We start from the raw sequence: 15,660 nt of genomic DNA on the forward strand, positions 1-15,660 counted from the left end.
GAGAGCACGGGAGACGGTACGACGGCGGGGATCCTCCCGCCGTCGTACCCTCTCACAGTGGTTACTTGTTCAGCTTGATCTCGTTGAAGACCTCGTCGTTGACCGGGCTCGTCGGGTAGGAATCCACCCGCTCGTTGAAGGCCAGCGACGGTGCCGGGTGGGCCAGCGGGATGGCCGGGACGAAGTCCGCGATCTCCGCGTTGACGTCCTGGTAGAGCGGGGTCTGCTCCTTCAGGTCGGCAACACCACGGGCCTTGGACAGGTCCGAGAACAGCTTCTGGTTGTCGAACCCGTACTCCGGCTTCTCGGAGCCGAAGAACACGCCGACGAAGTTGTCCGTGTCGTTGTAGTCACCCGTCCAACCCAACAGGTGGATGCCGTGGTCCGTGCCGCCCTGGATCCGGTCCAGGTAGTCCGGGCTCCACTTGTTCGGCTGGGCGTCGACCTTGATGCCGACGTCCTTGAGCTGTGCCGAGAGGTTGGTGAAGATCTGCTCCGGGGTGGGCATGTACGGACGGGAGACACCGGTCGGGTAGTTGAACTTCACGGTGAAGCCGTTCGGGTAGCCGGCCTCCTTAAGCAGCTGCTTGGCCTTTTCGGGGTTGTAGTCGTACTTCTCGACGTCCGGGTTGTAGCCGTTGACGCTCGGCGGGATGAACTCGATCGCCTTTTCCGTGCCGGTGGGCAGGGTCTGCTTGATGAGCGCATCCTTGTCGATCGCGTAGGACAGCGCCTGCCGGACCTTGAGGTCTGAGAGTTCCTTGACCTTCTGGTTGATGCCCAGGTACAGGATGGTGAAGGGCTTGCGGGCGACGAGCTTGTAGCCGCCCTTTTCCAGTGCATCGGTGTCCGACGGCGAGACCAGGTCGTAGCCGTCGATGCTGCCGGCCTCGAGGGCCTGGCGGCGGGCCACCGGGTCGTCGATGACGCGGAAGGTGATCTTCTGGACCTGGCCCTGATCGCCCCAATAGTCCTTGTTGGCGGAGAGCTCGACGCTCTGGCCAGTGTCCCACTTGTCGAACTTGAACGGGCCGGTGCCCACCGGGTGCTTGGTGGCGTAGTCGGAGAGGACCGGGGCCTCGGCGGTGCCGCCGACCTTGTCGGCGTCGTACTTCTTCAGTGCCGTCGGCGACTGCATGGAGAAGGCCGGAAGGCTCAGTGCGGCCACGAAGCCGGCAAACGGCTTGGCCAGGGTGATCTTGGCTTCGGAGTCGGAGACCGCGTCGCAGGACTTGTAGACGGCCTTCTCCGGCTTGTCCGCGAAGCCGCGGAAGAGGTTGCCGTAGTAGTAGGCCACGGTCTCGGACTGCTGGATGCCCGTGAAGTGGTACCAGCGATCGAAGTTGGCGCAGACGGCCTTGGCGTTGAATTCGGTGCCGTCGTGGAACTTCACGCCTTCCTTGAGCTTGAAGTCGTAGCTCAGCCCGTCCTTGGACTGCTTCCAGGATTCGGCGAGCAGCGGTGCCGGGTCGGGGGTACCGGGTTTGGTACCGACCAGTCCCTCAAAGATCTGGCGGCTGACTCGGAAGGATTCGCCGTCCGAGGCAAAGGCAGGGTCCAGCGACTTCGGATCCGATGAGGCGGCGAAGATGAACGTCGAGTTCACCGCCGAATCCCCGGATCCTTCCGCGCCGCCGCTGTCACGCTGGCTCTGGGCACATCCGCTGAGCACCAGGGCGCCGACCGCGAATGAAGTGGTGATGGCTGCAAAGCGGCGGTTCATTTTCCACCGTGGCGTGCCATTGGGTGTCATGGGTTCTCCTGTGGTTCGAGTGATGGCACCGTGGACGTCGCTTCCACGTGCACCTCCCGAGGGGAGGAGCGGTGCATGAATGTGAGCCTAGTCTCATTTGGGCCAGGATTCACGCAAGCCAGACCCCTTTTATGGCATACCGGCCCACCGCAGCAGTGCCGCCGCGACGGCACCGGCGATCACCACCACCAGGAACGGGGCGCGCAACAGCAATGCGATGGCCGCGGCAAGCAGCGCACCGATCCGGGCGTCCAGGACCAGCTGGTGGCCACTGGCAAAGGCGTTGACCGCAGTCAGCGAGGCCAGCAGGCCGATGGTCAGTGCCGTGGCGACGCGGCCCATGCGCGGTTTGTCCAGGATGCGGGCGGGAACCAGATAACCGGACAATTTCGACAGGTAGGCGACCACGCACGCCAGCAGGACCCACCACCACAGGCTCATGCCTTGTTCTCCTCGGCTCGATGTCCCACCCAGCCCCACACGCCGGCCACGAGCGCAGCGACGAGGATCGGGACGCCCGGCGGCACGAACGGGACCACCAGCACGGTGGCCAGGGCGCAAACGATGGCGATGGCCACGGGTTGGCGCGATTTCAGCCGTGGCCACAGCAGCGCCAGGAAGGCGGCGACGGCGGCCCCGTCCAGCCCCCAGGCCTTCGGGTCGCCCAAGGCGTCCCCGAGCAGGGCACCGGCCATCGTGAAGACGTTCCACAGGATGAAGATGCCCACCCCGGCCGTCCAGAATCCCCGCCGGGATTCCGCGAGGTCAGGCTGCACGATGGCGGTCGCCGTGGACTCGTCGATGGTCACGTGGGCGGCGGCCGCCTTGCGCCACCCCCGGGGGCGGGCCATGGCGTTCATCTGCACTCCGTAGATGATGTTCCGCACGCCCAACAGCGTGGCCGCGCCGAAGGCGGCGGACCCGGCACCGCCGCCGGCGATCACCCCGATGAAAGCGAACTGCGATCCACCGGTGAACATGAGGGCGCTCAGCGCCACCGTCTGCCAGAAGGTCAGTCCCGAGGAGACGGCGAGCGCACCGAAGGAAATGCCGTACAGCCCGGTCGCCACCGAGATGGAAAGCCCCGTCTTCACGGCCGGGGACTGGCTCAAACGCATGCCCCCGAGTCTAGCCAGCGGCCGGCTGAAGAGTCCGCGTGTGACCTACGCCTGGACGTGCAGATCTGCCAGCGTGTGCAGCGCGGATCCGTCGACCGTACTCGACCGATCCAACAGGACCGACTGGAGTCCGGCTCGTTTCGCTCCCTCGAAATCGGCCATCGGGTCATCCCCGACATGGAGGGCCTCCGCGGGGGCCACGCCCAGGGCGGCGCAGGGGATCAAGAAGGCCTCCGCAGCAGGCTTTGCATGACCTGTCGCCTCGGAGGTGAACACATCGTCCACCAGCTTTGCGATCCCCATGGCCTGCATTTTCTCGACCTGCTGACTCTGGCTTCCGTTGGTGACCACGGCAATGCTGGTACCGGAATTCCTCAGTTTCTGCAGCGTTTCGCTCACATCGGGAAAGGCCGTCCAGGCGGCACGAGCAGCCACCAGGTACGCGGTAAACCAGTCGTCCAACGCGCCCTCATCCTGGGAGGCTTCGAGGCCTGCTGCGCGGAGAAATGACCGCATGCGGGCACGGCGCTGGTCTTGGAATGACAGATTCCCTTGCAGATACTGGTGAAAGTATTGGCCTTCAAGTTCGGCCCATGTCCGCTGGAGGCCGGCTTCATCCGGACAGCCCAGTCCCATCAAGAGTGCCGTCACTCCGGCTCGCGCAGACGACTGGTGGTCGAAGAGGGTGTTGTCCAGGTCGAAGAAGACGGCGCGGGCCCGGAAGATCGCCATGGTCACCCGGGGGTTTCCGACGCCAGCAGCACGATCCGGGTCCCCCGGACCGCTCCAGCCTCCAGTTGTTCGTGTGCCCAGCCCGCATCGGCCAACGGGCGTCGCAGGATGTGCCGCGGCTCCCAGCTGCGTTCGGTCAGCATCGTGTTGACGGTGTGCGCCGGGCGGGCCAATTCGTCCACGGTCGCGTTGCTGATCGCGAAGCCCCGGACGCTGGCGTCGCGCATGTACAACTCCCCGACCGGCAGCACGGGCGCCGACGCCGGGCCCGACAGAACCACGATCCGTCCGCGCGGCGCGGCCAGCCCCACCGCGGTTTCCAGGTCGTTGCGCCCCGAGGTGTCGATCTGGACGTCGATGCCCTCGGGCGCTGCCTCGTGCAATCGGCCCGCCACGTCCTCATCCCGGTAGTCAATCACTGCTTCGGCCCCCAGGTCCTTGCAGTATCCGGCATCCCCGGCAGCCGCGGAGGCCAGCACGCGGGCGCCGCGGGAGGCGGCCAGGACGATGGCAGCGGAGCCGACGTTTCCCGCGCCTCCGGCGATGTACACCGTCTCCCCGCGCCCGAGTCCACCGTGCGCGTCCACGGCGAGCGCCGCCGTCGCACAGGGATGCAGGGCAGCTGCTGCCACCACTGGATCCACTCCCTCCGGCAACGGATAGGCGCGCTCGGCGTCGACGACCACCAGGTCGGCGGTGGCACCGGGCCGGCCGGCGAACCCGAGGCTGTTGGTCCACGCCCCTTGGCCGACAACGAAGTCGTCCACCGCGTCGCCGGTCGCCTCGATGATGCCCACGGCGTCCCGTCCGACGGCCAGGGGGAAGCGAAGTGCCGTCGGGTAGGTGCCCGAGCGGACGAACGTGTCCACGTGGTTGACCGCGACGGCGGATACCCGCAGCAGCACCTGTCCCGGCCCGCAACGGGGACGCGGCAGGTCCAGGCGGTGGATCTCCGCCGCGGTGCCGAGGCGGTCGACACCCACCGCCCGCACCATCTCCGCGCCCCCGCTCATGGTTGCCGGTCGCGCTCCGTCAGGACCCGACGGGTGTGTTCCGGATAGTTGCTGGTCATCTCCTGGACCCCGAGGTCGGCCAGGAACCGGATGTCGGCGTCCTCGTCCACGGTCCATACCCGCAACCGCGTGTCGGCCCGCAGCCAGCGCGCGACGATGTCCTGGTGTGCGCGCACCCAGGCGACTCCCGGTCCGGCCAGGCCGGCGATACCGGCGTCGATGAGGGGCACTCCCTCGTCGGCAGAGCCATACACGACGGCGGCGACCTCGGCTCCCAGCCGGTCACCGTCGTCGTGCAGGGCCTGGATCTTTTCGGGGTTCCCCCCGGTGACGAGCTGGCAGAGCGCCGCGGCGGGCACCCGGCTCGCCAGGTGGCGGATGGAACCGGCGTCGAAGCACATGAAGCTGACGTCCACCAGCCCGACCGTGGAGGTGGCCGGATCCCAGCCGAGGCCCTCCAGGGTGTCCAGGACGGCGTCCTCGAGGCCGCGGCCGAATTCGCTGGGGTGCTTGATCTCGATGGCCAGCCCGAGGGGCCGGCCGGCCCCGGTGGCGAGGTGCACCAGTTCGGCCAGGGTGAGCAGCTGCTCGTGCACGGTGCCGTAGGCGGTCGGGAGGTCCTTGCCCTTCCACCCGGAGAAGTCCAGCCCGCGCAGTTCCTCGAGGGTGAAGGAGGAGATCCGTCCCGTGGAGTTGGAGGTGCGGTCCACGGTCTGGTCGTGGTGGCAGACCACCTGCCGGTCGGCGCTGAGGTGGACGTCGCATTCGATGCCGTCGGCCCCCTCGGCGATCGCCTGCAGGTAGGCCGCCCGGGTGTTCTCGGCATGGGTCCCACTGGATCCGCGGTGCGCATAGACGAGGTTCATGCGTCCCACGCTACGGGATGCCGCCCGGTGAACTATCGTGGAACCGCGCCCGAGGCCCCCACCGATTGGACCACCATGCCCCTGACTTCCGACATCGAACGGGCCGGCGCGCTGCGCCGCATGAAGGCCATCGCCACGGGGCTGCTGATCGGCATGGCAGTGGTCTTCGGCATCTCCTTCGCCCTGCAGGAGACCCATGGGTGGCTGCAATATGTGCGGGCGGCTGCCGAGGGCGGCATGGTGGGCGCGCTGGCTGACTGGTTCGCCGTCACCGCCCTGTTCCGCCACCCGATGGGCGTGCCCATCCCCCACACGGCGATCATCCCGCGCAAGAAGGACCAGATCGGCGAGAGCCTGGGCGGTTTCGTGCAGGAGAACTTCCTCTCCGACGAGGTCATCGGCGCCAAGCTCGGCGCCATGTCCTTCGCCGCGCCGGCCGGGGCCTGGCTGGCCCGGCAGGAAAACGCCGAACGGGTGGCCGTCGAGGGGGCCACCGCGATCCGGGCGGCCCTTTCGGTCGTGGACGACGAGGACGTGCTGGCACTGCTGGAATCCCTGGCCCGCAAGCACATGCTGGCCCCGGAATGGTCCTCCACGTTGGGGCGCATGCTCGAGCTGGTGCTCCGTGATGGGCACCAGCGCCCGCTGGTGGACCTGCTCGCCGACCGCGCCGCCGACTGGGTGGCAGCCAACCGCCAGACGGTGGTCCGGCTGGTCGCGGACCGCTCCCCTGCCTGGTTGCCCTCGATGGTCGACTCGATGGTCGGCGAGCGCCTGCACCGTGAGCTGGCGGGGTTCACCGCGGCCGTGCGCGCCGACCCGGACCACCAGGTGCGGCGCAGCATCGATGGGTGGCTGGCCGACTTCGCCCACGACATGCAACACAGCCCGGAGACGGTCGAGCGGGTCGAGGGGCTCAAACACGCCATCCTGGATGATCCCCAATTGCATGAGGCCATGGCCTCGGGCTGGGAGTCGATCAAGGCGGCGCTGCTCGACGCGGTGGAGAACCCGGATTCCCCGCTGCGCGCCAGCTTTGTGCGCGCGGTCATGGACCTGGGCGGCCGGCTCCGCGCCGACACCACTCTGGCCGCCAAGCTGGACGCCTGGATCGCCGGGGCCGCAGGCTATCTGGTGCATACCTACCGCGAGCAGATCACGTCGCTGATCAGCGACACCGTGGCCCGGTGGGACGGCGAGGAGACCAGCCGCAAGATCGAGTTGCAGGTGGGCCGCGACCTGCAGTTCATCCGCATCAACGGCACGGTGGTCGGCTCGCTGGCCGGCCTGGCGATCTTCGTCGCCGCCCAGGCGCTACTGGGCTGATCCGCCCGAGCGGCGGGCCCGTTCCTGCTCGATCCGGTCCTCGACTTCCGCCTGCGCGCGGTCCCGATCACCGTCGTCGTTCCCAGGTCCCTGACCGGCGGCTGATCCCTCGGAGAGCTGTGAGTGGTTCACGGGCGCCAATTCGCCGGGGATGACCGTGGGGACGGGGCCGAAGGCCAGGCCGGCGGCCTCGATGACCTTCTTGCCCAGGAAGCGGTTGCCGACGCCCCCGACCGCCGCACCGACACCGAACGGGATGGCCCGCCCCAGCATCGAGGCACCCTGGGTGGCCAGGATCTTGCGCAGGAAGCGCTTCTGCACCTGGGCGCCGATGGCACCCCAGGCCCCGGTGGACTTCCCGTTGCCGAACACCGCGCCCCAGCCCTTGACGGGCCCTGCGCCGCGGCCGGCCGCCTGATGGGTCAGGGCGGAGATCATCGAGCTGCCCTCGTCACCCATGAGGATGGCCATGACCAGCACGCGGGCCTTCTCCGGGTCCTCGGTGGTGATGCCGTGCAGCTCGGCCAGCGACTGGGCATACAGGGCGCTGGCCTCGAGGAAGCCGACGGTCGCCGCGGCGGAGAGGCCCAGCGAGGCCGCCGTGCCGATGCCCGGCACCACCGCGGAGGCGCCGACCGCAGCACCGCCGCCGGTGACGGCGAGCAGGTAGTCGCGTTCGATGCGGCGGGCCAGCTCGGCCCCGGTGGCGTCAGGTTGCTTGCGCTGGAGCCGGCGCAGGTAGGACAACACGAGGGGGCGCTGGACGCCGATGGCCTTGATGATGGCTCCCTGGATGCCCGCGACGGGCTTGCCGTCCGGTCCCAGGACCACCGATGAGATCTTTTCCTTCATGCTCAGAGCCTACGTGGCAGGGGGCTGACGCGTCGGTAATTCAGGCGGAAACCGCGGCGCGCTGTGCCGGGGCGCCGACCACCACTGCCTGGCGCAGGGCCAAGAAGAGCAGGACGATCCCCGCGGTGAGCAGGATGTGGCCCAGGCCGGCGATTCCCGACAGGGCCGGGGAGGAGGCGTCGGCGCCCAGGACGGTCAGGGTGCCCTTGACCAGCATCATGCCGCCGGTGACCAGCACGCCGATGGTCCAGGTCCAGTAGAACCAGGTGTCCAGTTTCGGGGCCGCCTCGGAGAGGTGGAAGACGCGTTCGAGGACCATCACGATCAGCAGCACCATGAACCCGAGCACCAGGAAGTGGGTGTGGACCAGGGGCAGCTGGGTGGCGGAGCGGTCCGTGAAATCGTGGGCCTTCGTCAGCTCCCGGTAGAACAGGCCGGAGAAGACGCCGACGATGGCGAAGGTGAAGGAGGTGTAGAGCAGGCGGAGCACTGCGGGGCCTTTCGTTGCTGGATCAGGCTGTTTGCCTACCTTCAACGATGCCGTGTCCGGGCTGCGGGGGGATCAACCAGATGGTGGATCCTGGCCCCTGGGCCGGGGCCCGGCGGAAAGGGGCCGGGACGTTATTTGGACGCTGGCAGGTCCACGTCGACCCAGACCAGGCGGTGTGCGCCGCTGGGGCCCGGATCACCGAAGACCAGGGAACGTCCGTCCTGGCGGGCCGAGGGCCAGAACACGCCGGAACCGGCGACCGACAGGGTCTCGGAGGGAAGCGCGTAGTCCGTGCGCAGGGCTGCCCCGTCCTCGGTGGAGGTCAGCAGCGCGGGGGCCGCCGCCGCGTCGGAGCCCCCGTCCTGGCTGGCGGCGGCCTCGACCGCACCATCCGAGGTGGGACGCGGGTCAACGAGTGCCGGGTTGTCCAGCAGGGCGTTCACCGCGCCGTGGGCCGCTGGCCCGTGGGCCGGGTCGGCGGCCAGGTCGCCGAGGACCACGAACCGGGAGTCCTCGGCCAGCCCGCCCGAGCGCCCGGCGTCGTCGGTGATGTACTGCGCGTCGGAGCCGCCGTCCACATAGTCGGAGAGCATCCGGATCTGGTCGGCGTTGCGCTGCGGTTGCGAGGTCCCTGCCTCGTCCACCGGGGCCACCGGGTTCGCGGCGATGACGTGCACGGTGTTCCCGTCGACCGTGATCGGCACATCCCAGGCGGTGGAGCTGTTCAGCCGCAGGACGTTGCGCACCAGCGGCGAATAGCGCTCGTGGGGCATGCGGTTGCCCGGCATCGACTTCCAGAGCATCTTCTGGAACGTGCGGACCTTGTCCTGCTCGATGGGATGCCGGGAGTAGAGGACCATGCCGTGCTGGCCGGCGAAATCGCCCACACCGAAGCTGTCCGTCGGGTCGCCGACGGTGCCGTTGCGGTCCAGGTCGGCGCCGGTGGCGATGCCGTTGTTGTTGGGGGCCGCATAGACGTACGGGTAGTCGACGGGCTTCTGCCCGTTCTGGCCCTGTTGGAGGTAGTTGGTGCGGAAGCCGTCGGCCGCCTCATGGGCGTCGTCGTAGTCGACGTCGCTGAGCAGCACCACATCGGGGTGGGTGCGTTGGATGACCTCGGCTACCGCGCTGGCGCGCTCGTCACCCGGGATCGAGAGGTCCTGGGCCAGCCCCCCGGCATAACCGCGGGTCAGGGACGCGTTGAAGACGGCGGCGCGCAGCTGCCCGTCCTGCCGCGTGTCGACGTGCTCGGCGGCGGCTCCCATTTGCGCCCCGAAACCCGAATATCCCGGCTGCAGGTAGTCGGACACTTCCGGGCCGGCAGCGAGCGCGGGCGCCACGGAAGCAGCCGTCAACGTGACGGCCAGCAGACCGGCTCCGAGGCCCCTCGTGATTGCTCGCACCCATCCAGCGTAGGGGGTCGGCGGGTCCTCCGGAATAGCCGGATGCCCTGTGGTGCAGGCCCTGGGCCCCTCCGGGGAGGACGACGGCGGAGCCCGGGCGCCGCCGTCGTGCCGGGTTTGCCCCGGAATGGCGGGCCTCGAGGGGCCGGCGGCCCGTCATCCAGTCGGTGGTGGAACCGCGCGGGCATCGTTGCCGTATTGAAATCTCCGGCGATTGGACGTGGAATTCCTGCCCGGCGCCCGTTTCCGGCTTCCCACAGCACGACGCCCCGCCCCGGCAGATGCGGGACGGGGCGGCAAACGGGTGGGCCCTACGGGGATCGAACCCGTGACCAGCGGATTAAAAGTCCGATGCTCTACCATCTGAGCTAAAGGCCCCCGGCGGCCAAAAGTGGCCGATACATATCCTAACGCACCTCCACGCTGACTGGCCCAGCCCGCGTGGCCGGGCCCCCACCGCCCGGAGTATCCTCGGGGGCATGACAGACGCCCAGAATCCCGGTGCCGGTGCGGGCGGGCGCCGACACCACCGCCCCAAGCCCTTTGCCCCCGCCGACTTCGAACCCTTCGTCGGCGGCGCCGACCCCGCGCGCGTCTCCGAGGCCGGACACCTGGCCGCCGAGGCACTGGTCAACCACGGCCGGGCCAACGCGGATCCCGCGGTCACGCACCGACTGGTCAAGCTGGCCCAGAAGGAAGGCCTGGAGGTGCTCGCTGAGTTGTGGGCGCAGAGCCCCGCGCGCTCGCTCCCCGGCGCCCTCTGGCGGCTCTACGCCCTGAACACCGCCACACAGCGCGAGCCGGAACTCTTCGCTTCCTATTTCAGCGCTGGCCGGCAACGCTCCGACGTGTCCCGGGCCGTGGCCGGGGTGGCCGAGCCGCCGGGGGCGCAGGAGGTGCTGGCCATGACCGATTCGATCCTCACCGGTGCCTTCGACGGAGAGTTCGATGTCGCCCTGGAGCGGACCGCCGCCTTCTGCCGGGTCATCGCCCTGGGCCAGGCCGGGCATGCCGACGATTCGGAGGTGTCCAACGCCGAGCGCTCCACCCGGTTGACCCACACGGCCGACCGGCTGGTCAAGACGGCCGAGGACCTGGAGGCAGCCGCCGGTTCATGGCGCCGCGGCGAACTGGCCTGAACGTGTGGGATCGGCCACGGGCACGGGCGGCCGGTTGACATCGCCAGCGCCCGGGGAGAAAACTGGTGGTGGTGTCGGACCGCGGTAGCCCCGGGCTCCAACTTGCAGCCGCTTCGAGCGGCCTTCCGCCGAGAGGCGCTCCCGGTTCGGCACCATCAACCCGTTGGCGGGCTGCCCGTTAACCTCCCCTGCGTACACTGGGACGCAATCATTCGTCCACCCACCAGACGCCGGCGGTTCAGCTTCGTGAAATTCAGATTGTTTCCCGTGGAGACGCGCGGCCTGGGGCTGCTCCAGCAACTCGGTACCCTCGTCCGGCAAGGCGTGGAAACCCTCTCGGAATTGCTTGGCGCCCCGGCCGCCGACCAGCAGGGGCTGATCCGTGAGCTCGAGCAGTTCGAGCAGCAGGCCACCGACGTGCACCATGCCGTCCTGACGCACCTGCGCACCAGCTACGTGAACCCGTTGCCCCGCGAGGACCTGTACACGTTTTCCCGGCTGCTTAACGACGCAGTGGCCGAACTCGCTGGAGCCGGCGACCTGATGGTGATGACGTCGGCTGCCGGCATATCCCGGCGGGCCGCCGAACAATTGGAGATGCTCGGCCGGCAAACGGAAATGACCAATGAGGCGCTGGGAAAGCTCCAGCATCCCGACGACCTCGAGGACGCCTGGCTCCAGATGATCCGTCTGGGCCGCCGTGCCCGGCGGACCCACCGGGCGTGGCTCGGGGAGATCTCCGAGCTGTCGAAGGCGTCCACGATCCTGCGTCACCGGGCGGTGGCCGAACAGCTGCTCTCCGCCGTCGATTCACTGCACGCCGTCGCCGACCACCTGGGCCGCGTCCTGGTCAAGGAATCCTGAGCGGTACCGGCCCATGACCCTGCTCCTGTGGTGTGTCCTCGCAGCCATCTGTGCCTTCGGGTTCCTCAACGGCTTCAGGGACGCCTCCAACTCCGTGGCGGCCGCCGTGCGCACGCGCGCCCTGACCCCGTCGGTGGCCGTGGTCCTCGCTGCGTGCTTCACGATCGTGGGCACCCTGCTGGGTACCGCGCTGGGCAGCAGGCTCATCGCCGCCGTGGAGCTCAACATCCCCGATGGCGCCCCGGGGCTGGCCATCCTGCTCACGGCGGTCCTGGCCGCCGGCGGATGGGGGTTGTTCTGCTGGTACCGTGCGGTCCCCATGTCCTCCACCCAGGCGGTCATCTCCGGCTTCGCGGGGGCCAGCGGGGCGTCGGCGCTCCTCGGCGGGGACGGAGTCCAAGGCGTGACCCGGATGCTCGTGGGAGGCGTGGTCATCCCGCTGCTGCTCACCCCGGTCATCGCCTATGTGCTGTCCTACCTGGTGGTCATCCCGCTGACGTGGTGGCTCCGACATGCCAGCTCGGGGCGCGTGAACACGGTGGGCCGCATGGGCCAGTCCATCACCGCCGGTGCGGTGGCCCTGGGACATGGCCTCCAGGACGGCCAACGTACCGCGGCCATGTTGACGGTGGCGTTGGTGGCCGGAAATACCGCCACGCCGCACGGGATCCCCTTCTGGGCCCAAGTTGTTGCCGCCGGGTGCCTCGGTGTCGGCGTCCTGTGCGGAGGGTGGCGGATCACCCACACGATCGCCTATCGGCTGGTGCCCATCGATCCGTTACGGGGCATGGGCGCCCAGACCATCTCGGCGGCCATGCTGTTCGTGGGGGCCATCGCACTGCACATGCCGTTGTCCACCACCCAGGCGGTCACGAGCTCGATTGTGGGGGCCGGAGCCAACCAACGCTACGAGTCGGTGGTGTGGCGCCGGGTGGCGGGGGTGGCTGCCTACTGGCTGCTCACACCGGTGACCTGCATCGCCGCGGCGGGTGTCTTCTACCTCGCAGTACACCCCCTGCTGGGCTGACCCCCCTCCGACGCACAGATGCGGGGCACCTACCGGTGCCCCGCATCTGCCGTTGATCCGCACGGGATCACCCGGAGATTCCCCCTCCGGGTCCGTTCCCGCCGCGCGCTGACAGCGGCGGGAACCGTCTGGTTATCCGAATCGGCCGGAGACGTAGTCTTCCGTGGCCTTGACGGACGGGTTGTTGAAAATCGTGGTGGTCTCGTCGTACTCGATGAGCTTGCCCGGCTTGCCGGTGCCGGCGATGTTGAAGAACGCCGTCTTGTCCGACACGCGGGCCGCCTGTTGCATGTTGTGCGTGACGATGACGACCGTGTACTCGTTCTTCATCTCGTTGATCAGGTCCTCGATGGCCAACGTTGAAATCGGGTCCAGCGCCGAGCACGGTTCGTCCATGAGGATGACCTGCGGCTTGACCGCGATGGTCCGGGCGATGCACAGGCGCTGCTGCTGTCCGCCGGAGAGGCCGGATCCGGGCTTGTCGAGGCGGTCCTTGACCTCGTTCCACAGGTTGGCCCCACGCAGGGAGGACTCCACCAGGTCATCGGCATCCGATTTGCTGATCCGCCGCGCGTTCAGCTTGACCCCGGCCAGGACGTTGTCGCGGATGGACATCGTCGGGAACGGGTTGGGGCGCTGGAAGACCATGCCGATCTGGCTGCGCACGGTGACGGGGTCGACCCCGGCATCGTAGAGGTTGTCGCCGTCCAGCAGGACCTTGCCCTCGACGGTGGCTCCGGGGATGACCTCGTGCATGCGGTTCAGGGTGCGCAGGAAGGTGGACTTGCCGCAGCCGGAAGGACCGATGAAGGCGGTTACCGACTTGGCGTCGATCTTGATGTTCACGTCCTCCACGGCACGGAACTTGGAGTAGTAGACGTTCAGGTCGGAGACGTCGATGCGTTTGGACACGATGTGTTCCTTAATGTTTCGTGGGGCCTAGCGGCCGGTCTTGGGGGCGAAGATGCGCGCAATCAGGCGGGCGCCGAGGTTGAGGACCATGACCATGATGATCAGCAGCAGGGCAGCTGCCCAGGCGCGCTGCGCGCTGGGGTCGATGTTCGTCGGCGACGTCGGATTGAGGATCTGGTAGTAGATGAACGTCGGCAACGTGGCCATCCAGTTGCTGAAGACGTTGAAGTTGATGTTGTTGGCCAGTCCCGCAGTCACCAGGATCGGGGCGGTTTCGCCGATGACCCGGGCGATGGCCAGGGTCACGCCGGAGGCAATGCCCGAAATGGCCGTGGGGATGACCACCTTGGTGATCGTGCGCCATTTGCGCACGCCCAGGGCGTAGGAGGCCTCACGCAACTCGTTCGGGACGATCTTGAGCATTTCCTCGGTCGAGCGGACCACCGTGGGGATCATCAGCACCGACAAGGCGACAGCTGCGACGATGCCCATGCGGGTGGAGGGCCCGAACATCAGGCCGAACAGTGCGGCGGCGAAGAGGCCGGCGACGATCGAGGGGATTCCGGTCATGACATCGACGAAGAACGTGATGCCCCGGCTGAGCAACTTGCCCTGGCCATATTCGACGAGGTAGATCGCGGTGAGCATCCCCACCGGGACCGAGATGATCGACGACCACACGGTGATCAGCAGCGTCCCCACCACCGCGTGGTAGGCACCGCCCAACACCGGCGTGCCATCGGCAACCGTCTGGTTGTCCACCGCACCGGTCAGCCCATTCATCGAGTGGAACAGGAAATCGGAGGTCATGCCGGGCAGCCCGCGCTGCAGCACCGTGTAGAGGACCGAAACCAGTGGGATGAGTGCCAGCAGGAAGGCCCCGACGACAAGGTACTTGAAGAACGAGTTGGTGCCCTGTCGCCGGCCCTCCACCACGGTGGTGACCACGGTGGCGCCGATGACGAAGAGCAACGCTGCGTAGATCAGGCACGACGCGATGGAGAATCCGCCCAAGCTGGACGCGGCGGCTCCGAGAACCAGTGCGGCCAGGCCGACGACGGGGATCGCCCAACGCGGCAGGCGGCCCTTGGAGAGCCGGTTGCGCCGGGTCGGCGAAGGAGCAGGGGTGAGGGTCTTGGTCGTGGTCGTGGACATCAGTTGGCTCCCGAGAATTCCTTGTGGCGGCCGATGATCCAGCGGGCGATCATGTTCACGGCCAAGGTGATGACGAAGAGGACCAGGCCGGCCGCAATGAGTTCGGACATCCGCAGGCCGAAGGCCTCGGGGAAGTTCAAGGCGATCTCGGCGGCGATCGTCTGGTTGCCGGACTTGACCAGCGATGGGATCAGGTTGCCGGTCGAGAGCACCAAGGCCACCGCCATGGTCTCGCCCAGGGCCCTGCCGAGACCGAGCATCACTGCCGAGACGATTCCTGCGCGGGCGAAGGGGAGCACCGACATGCGGATCATTTCCCAGCGGGTGGCACCGAGGGCGAGGGCTGCCTCCTCATGCAGGCCGGGGGTCTGCAGGAAGATCTCGCGGGAGAGCGAGGTGATGATGGGCAGCACCATCACCGCCAGGACAATGCCTGCGGTGAGCATGGTCTTCCCGGTCTGCGATACCGGCCCGCCGAACAGCGGGATGAATCCGAGGTTCTCGTTGAGCCATTCGTATCCGGGCACGAGTACCGGAGCCAACACGAGGTAGCCCCAGATGCCGTAGATGACCGAGGGGATCGCGGCCAGCAAATCGATCACGTAGCCCAAGGGCGCCGCCAGCCGGCGGGGGGCGTAGTGGGAGATGAACAGGGCAACGCCCAGGCCCACCGGTGTGGCAAGCACAATCGCGATCGCCGCGGCGATGATGGTGCCGATGACGATCGGCCAGATGTAGGAGAAGAAGCCCTTGCCGCCGGAGACGTCTGCCGGGTCGGCGGTGAACGCCGGGATGGCCTGGAGCAGCAGGAACAGGGCGACGGCGAACAGGGTGACGAGGATGAGGATGCCGGCGGCCATGGAGGCCGTGGAGAAGACCTTGTCTCCCAGCCGGCCCGAGCCTCCCGGCTTGGTCAGCGCGTTGGTTGTCATGGTGACCCTTCGGTCTGGTGGTCCGTCAACCGTTGCGGAGGGGAATTCCCGGTTGGCGGACGAGGGGCGGTAGTCCGC

At 68.1% G+C, this 15,660-nt stretch carries 16 protein-coding genes and 1 tRNA gene; 4 read left to right on the forward strand and 13 right to left on the reverse strand.

Annotation, left to right across the window (positions count from 1 at the left end; all coding sequences use genetic code 11):
• Positions 1-61: 61 nt before the first annotated feature.
• From ABD088_RS02305 to ABD088_RS02330, 6 genes are all read right to left on the reverse strand, one after another.
• Positions 62-1,753: an ABC transporter substrate-binding protein gene (locus ABD088_RS02305; protein WP_372710709.1), complete on the reverse strand. Its 1,692-nt coding sequence runs from the start codon at positions 1,751-1,753 to the stop codon at positions 62-64.
• Positions 1,754-1,882: 129 nt separating this feature from the next.
• Positions 1,883-2,194, reverse strand: coding sequence for an AzlD domain-containing protein (locus ABD088_RS02310; protein WP_343899812.1), 312 nt, complete (start codon positions 2,192-2,194; stop codon positions 1,883-1,885).
• Entirely contained in the window at positions 2,191-2,871 is a 681-nt protein-coding gene (locus tag ABD088_RS02315) for an AzlC family ABC transporter permease (protein ID WP_343899813.1), read from the reverse strand. Before ABD088_RS02315 ends, ABD088_RS02310 begins: the two co-directional genes overlap by 4 nt.
• Before the next feature lie 45 nt (positions 2,872-2,916).
• The gene (locus ABD088_RS02320) at positions 2,917-3,603 is read right to left on the reverse strand and encodes an HAD family hydrolase (protein ID WP_343899854.1); all 687 of its coding nucleotides are present in this window, start codon (positions 3,601-3,603) and stop codon (positions 2,917-2,919) included.
• A gap of 2 nt (positions 3,604-3,605) precedes the next feature.
• Positions 3,606-4,616 carry an NADPH:quinone reductase gene (locus ABD088_RS02325; RefSeq protein ID WP_343899814.1) on the reverse strand — a complete coding sequence of 337 codons (1,011 nt, stop codon included), beginning with the start codon at positions 4,614-4,616 and terminating at the stop codon, positions 3,606-3,608.
• On the reverse strand, positions 4,613-5,482 hold the full coding sequence (locus ABD088_RS02330) for a glycerophosphodiester phosphodiesterase (protein WP_343899815.1): 870 nt from the start codon (positions 5,480-5,482) through the stop codon (positions 4,613-4,615). The genes ABD088_RS02325 and ABD088_RS02330 overlap by 4 nt, the downstream gene beginning before the upstream one ends.
• A 75-nt stretch (positions 5,483-5,557) precedes the next feature.
• Here ABD088_RS02330 and ABD088_RS02335 point away from each other — a divergent pair, with 75 nt between their 5' ends.
• A complete protein-coding gene (locus ABD088_RS02335) occupies positions 5,558-6,808 on the forward strand; it encodes a DUF445 domain-containing protein (RefSeq protein ID WP_343899816.1) in 1,251 nt (416 codons plus the stop codon).
• Here ABD088_RS02335 and ABD088_RS02340 read toward each other — a convergent pair.
• From ABD088_RS02340 to ABD088_RS02355, 4 genes are all read right to left on the reverse strand, one after another.
• On the reverse strand, positions 6,797-7,660 hold the full coding sequence (locus ABD088_RS02340) for a hypothetical protein (protein ID WP_343899817.1): 864 nt from the start codon (positions 7,658-7,660) through the stop codon (positions 6,797-6,799). The two genes, ABD088_RS02335 and ABD088_RS02340, sit on opposite strands and share 12 nt — an antisense overlap.
• 40 nt (positions 7,661-7,700) lie before the next feature.
• On the reverse strand, positions 7,701-8,150 hold the full coding sequence (locus ABD088_RS02345) for a DUF2871 domain-containing protein (protein WP_343899818.1): 450 nt from the start codon (positions 8,148-8,150) through the stop codon (positions 7,701-7,703).
• Between the two features lie 131 nt (positions 8,151-8,281).
• A complete protein-coding gene (locus ABD088_RS02350) occupies positions 8,282-9,553 on the reverse strand; it encodes an endonuclease/exonuclease/phosphatase family protein (protein WP_343899819.1) in 1,272 nt (423 codons plus the stop codon).
• A gap of 305 nt (positions 9,554-9,858) precedes the next feature.
• Positions 9,859-9,931, reverse strand: a tRNA-Lys gene (locus tag ABD088_RS02355).
• 101 nt (positions 9,932-10,032) lie between these two features.
• On the opposite strand from ABD088_RS02355, the gene ABD088_RS02360 reads away from it, so the two are divergent.
• The 3 genes from ABD088_RS02360 to ABD088_RS02370 all read left to right on the forward strand — a co-directional run bounded on the left by ABD088_RS02360 (position 10,033) and on the right by ABD088_RS02370 (position 12,583).
• A complete protein-coding gene (locus ABD088_RS02360; protein WP_343899821.1) occupies positions 10,033-10,692 on the forward strand; it encodes a hypothetical protein in 660 nt (219 codons plus the stop codon).
• Between the two features lie 267 nt (positions 10,693-10,959).
• The gene (locus tag ABD088_RS02365; RefSeq protein ID WP_343899822.1) at positions 10,960-11,556 is read left to right on the forward strand and encodes a hypothetical protein; all 597 of its coding nucleotides are present in this window, start codon (positions 10,960-10,962) and stop codon (positions 11,554-11,556) included.
• 13 nt (positions 11,557-11,569) lie between these two features.
• Positions 11,570-12,583: an inorganic phosphate transporter gene (locus ABD088_RS02370; protein ID WP_343899824.1), complete on the forward strand. Its 1,014-nt coding sequence runs from the start codon at positions 11,570-11,572 to the stop codon at positions 12,581-12,583.
• Between the two features lie 132 nt (positions 12,584-12,715).
• Here the strand turns inward: ABD088_RS02370 and pstB are convergent, their stop codons facing one another.
• From pstB to pstC, 3 genes are read right to left on the reverse strand one after another with little or no spacing between them, the layout of a single operon-like run.
• Positions 12,716-13,495: a phosphate ABC transporter ATP-binding protein PstB gene (pstB, locus tag ABD088_RS02375; protein WP_343899825.1), complete on the reverse strand. Its 780-nt coding sequence runs from the start codon at positions 13,493-13,495 to the stop codon at positions 12,716-12,718.
• Between the two features lie 27 nt (positions 13,496-13,522).
• Positions 13,523-14,650 (reverse strand): phosphate ABC transporter permease PstA, encoded by a 1,128-nt coding sequence (gene pstA, locus ABD088_RS02380; RefSeq protein WP_343899827.1) that lies wholly within the window; start codon positions 14,648-14,650, stop codon positions 13,523-13,525.
• Entirely contained in the window at positions 14,650-15,582 is a 933-nt protein-coding gene (gene pstC, locus ABD088_RS02385; RefSeq protein ID WP_343899829.1) for a phosphate ABC transporter permease subunit PstC, read from the reverse strand. The genes pstA and pstC overlap by 1 nt, the downstream gene beginning before the upstream one ends.
• Positions 15,583-15,660: the final 78 nt, after the last annotated feature.

The sequence above is a fragment of the Arthrobacter rhombi genome (genome assembly GCF_039526245.1).
Lineage (GTDB): Bacteria > Actinomycetota > Actinomycetes > Actinomycetales > Micrococcaceae > Arthrobacter_H > Arthrobacter_H rhombi.

Excerpts from the sequence above, each read along its gene's own strand:
- ABD088_RS02360 (WP_343899821.1), top strand. The coding sequence starts at position 10,033 with ATGACAGACGCCCAGAATCCCGGTGCCGGTGCGGGCGGGCGCCGACAC.
- pstA (WP_343899827.1), bottom strand. The coding sequence starts at position 14,650 with ATGTCCACGACCACGACCAAGACCCTCACCCCTGCTCCTTCGCCGACC.
- ABD088_RS02335 (WP_343899816.1), top strand. The coding sequence starts at position 5,558 with ATGCCCCTGACTTCCGACATCGAACGGGCCGGCGCGCTGCGCCGCATG.
- ABD088_RS02340 (WP_343899817.1), bottom strand. The coding sequence starts at position 7,660 with ATGAAGGAAAAGATCTCATCGGTGGTCCTGGGACCGGACGGCAAGCCC.
- ABD088_RS02310 (WP_343899812.1), bottom strand. The coding sequence starts at position 2,194 with ATGAGCCTGTGGTGGTGGGTCCTGCTGGCGTGCGTGGTCGCCTACCTG.
- ABD088_RS02325 (WP_343899814.1), bottom strand. The coding sequence starts at position 4,616 with ATGAGCGGGGGCGCGGAGATGGTGCGGGCGGTGGGTGTCGACCGCCTC.
- ABD088_RS02315 (WP_343899813.1), bottom strand. The coding sequence starts at position 2,871 with ATGCGTTTGAGCCAGTCCCCGGCCGTGAAGACGGGGCTTTCCATCTCG.
- ABD088_RS02330 (WP_343899815.1), bottom strand. The coding sequence starts at position 5,482 with ATGAACCTCGTCTATGCGCACCGCGGATCCAGTGGGACCCATGCCGAG.
- pstC (WP_343899829.1), bottom strand. The coding sequence starts at position 15,582 with ATGACAACCAACGCGCTGACCAAGCCGGGAGGCTCGGGCCGGCTGGGA.
- ABD088_RS02320 (WP_343899854.1), bottom strand. The coding sequence starts at position 3,603 with ATGGCGATCTTCCGGGCCCGCGCCGTCTTCTTCGACCTGGACAACACC.
- ABD088_RS02370 (WP_343899824.1), top strand. The coding sequence starts at position 11,570 with ATGACCCTGCTCCTGTGGTGTGTCCTCGCAGCCATCTGTGCCTTCGGG.
- ABD088_RS02305 (WP_372710709.1), bottom strand. The coding sequence starts at position 1,753 with ATGACACCCAATGGCACGCCACGGTGGAAAATGAACCGCCGCTTTGCA.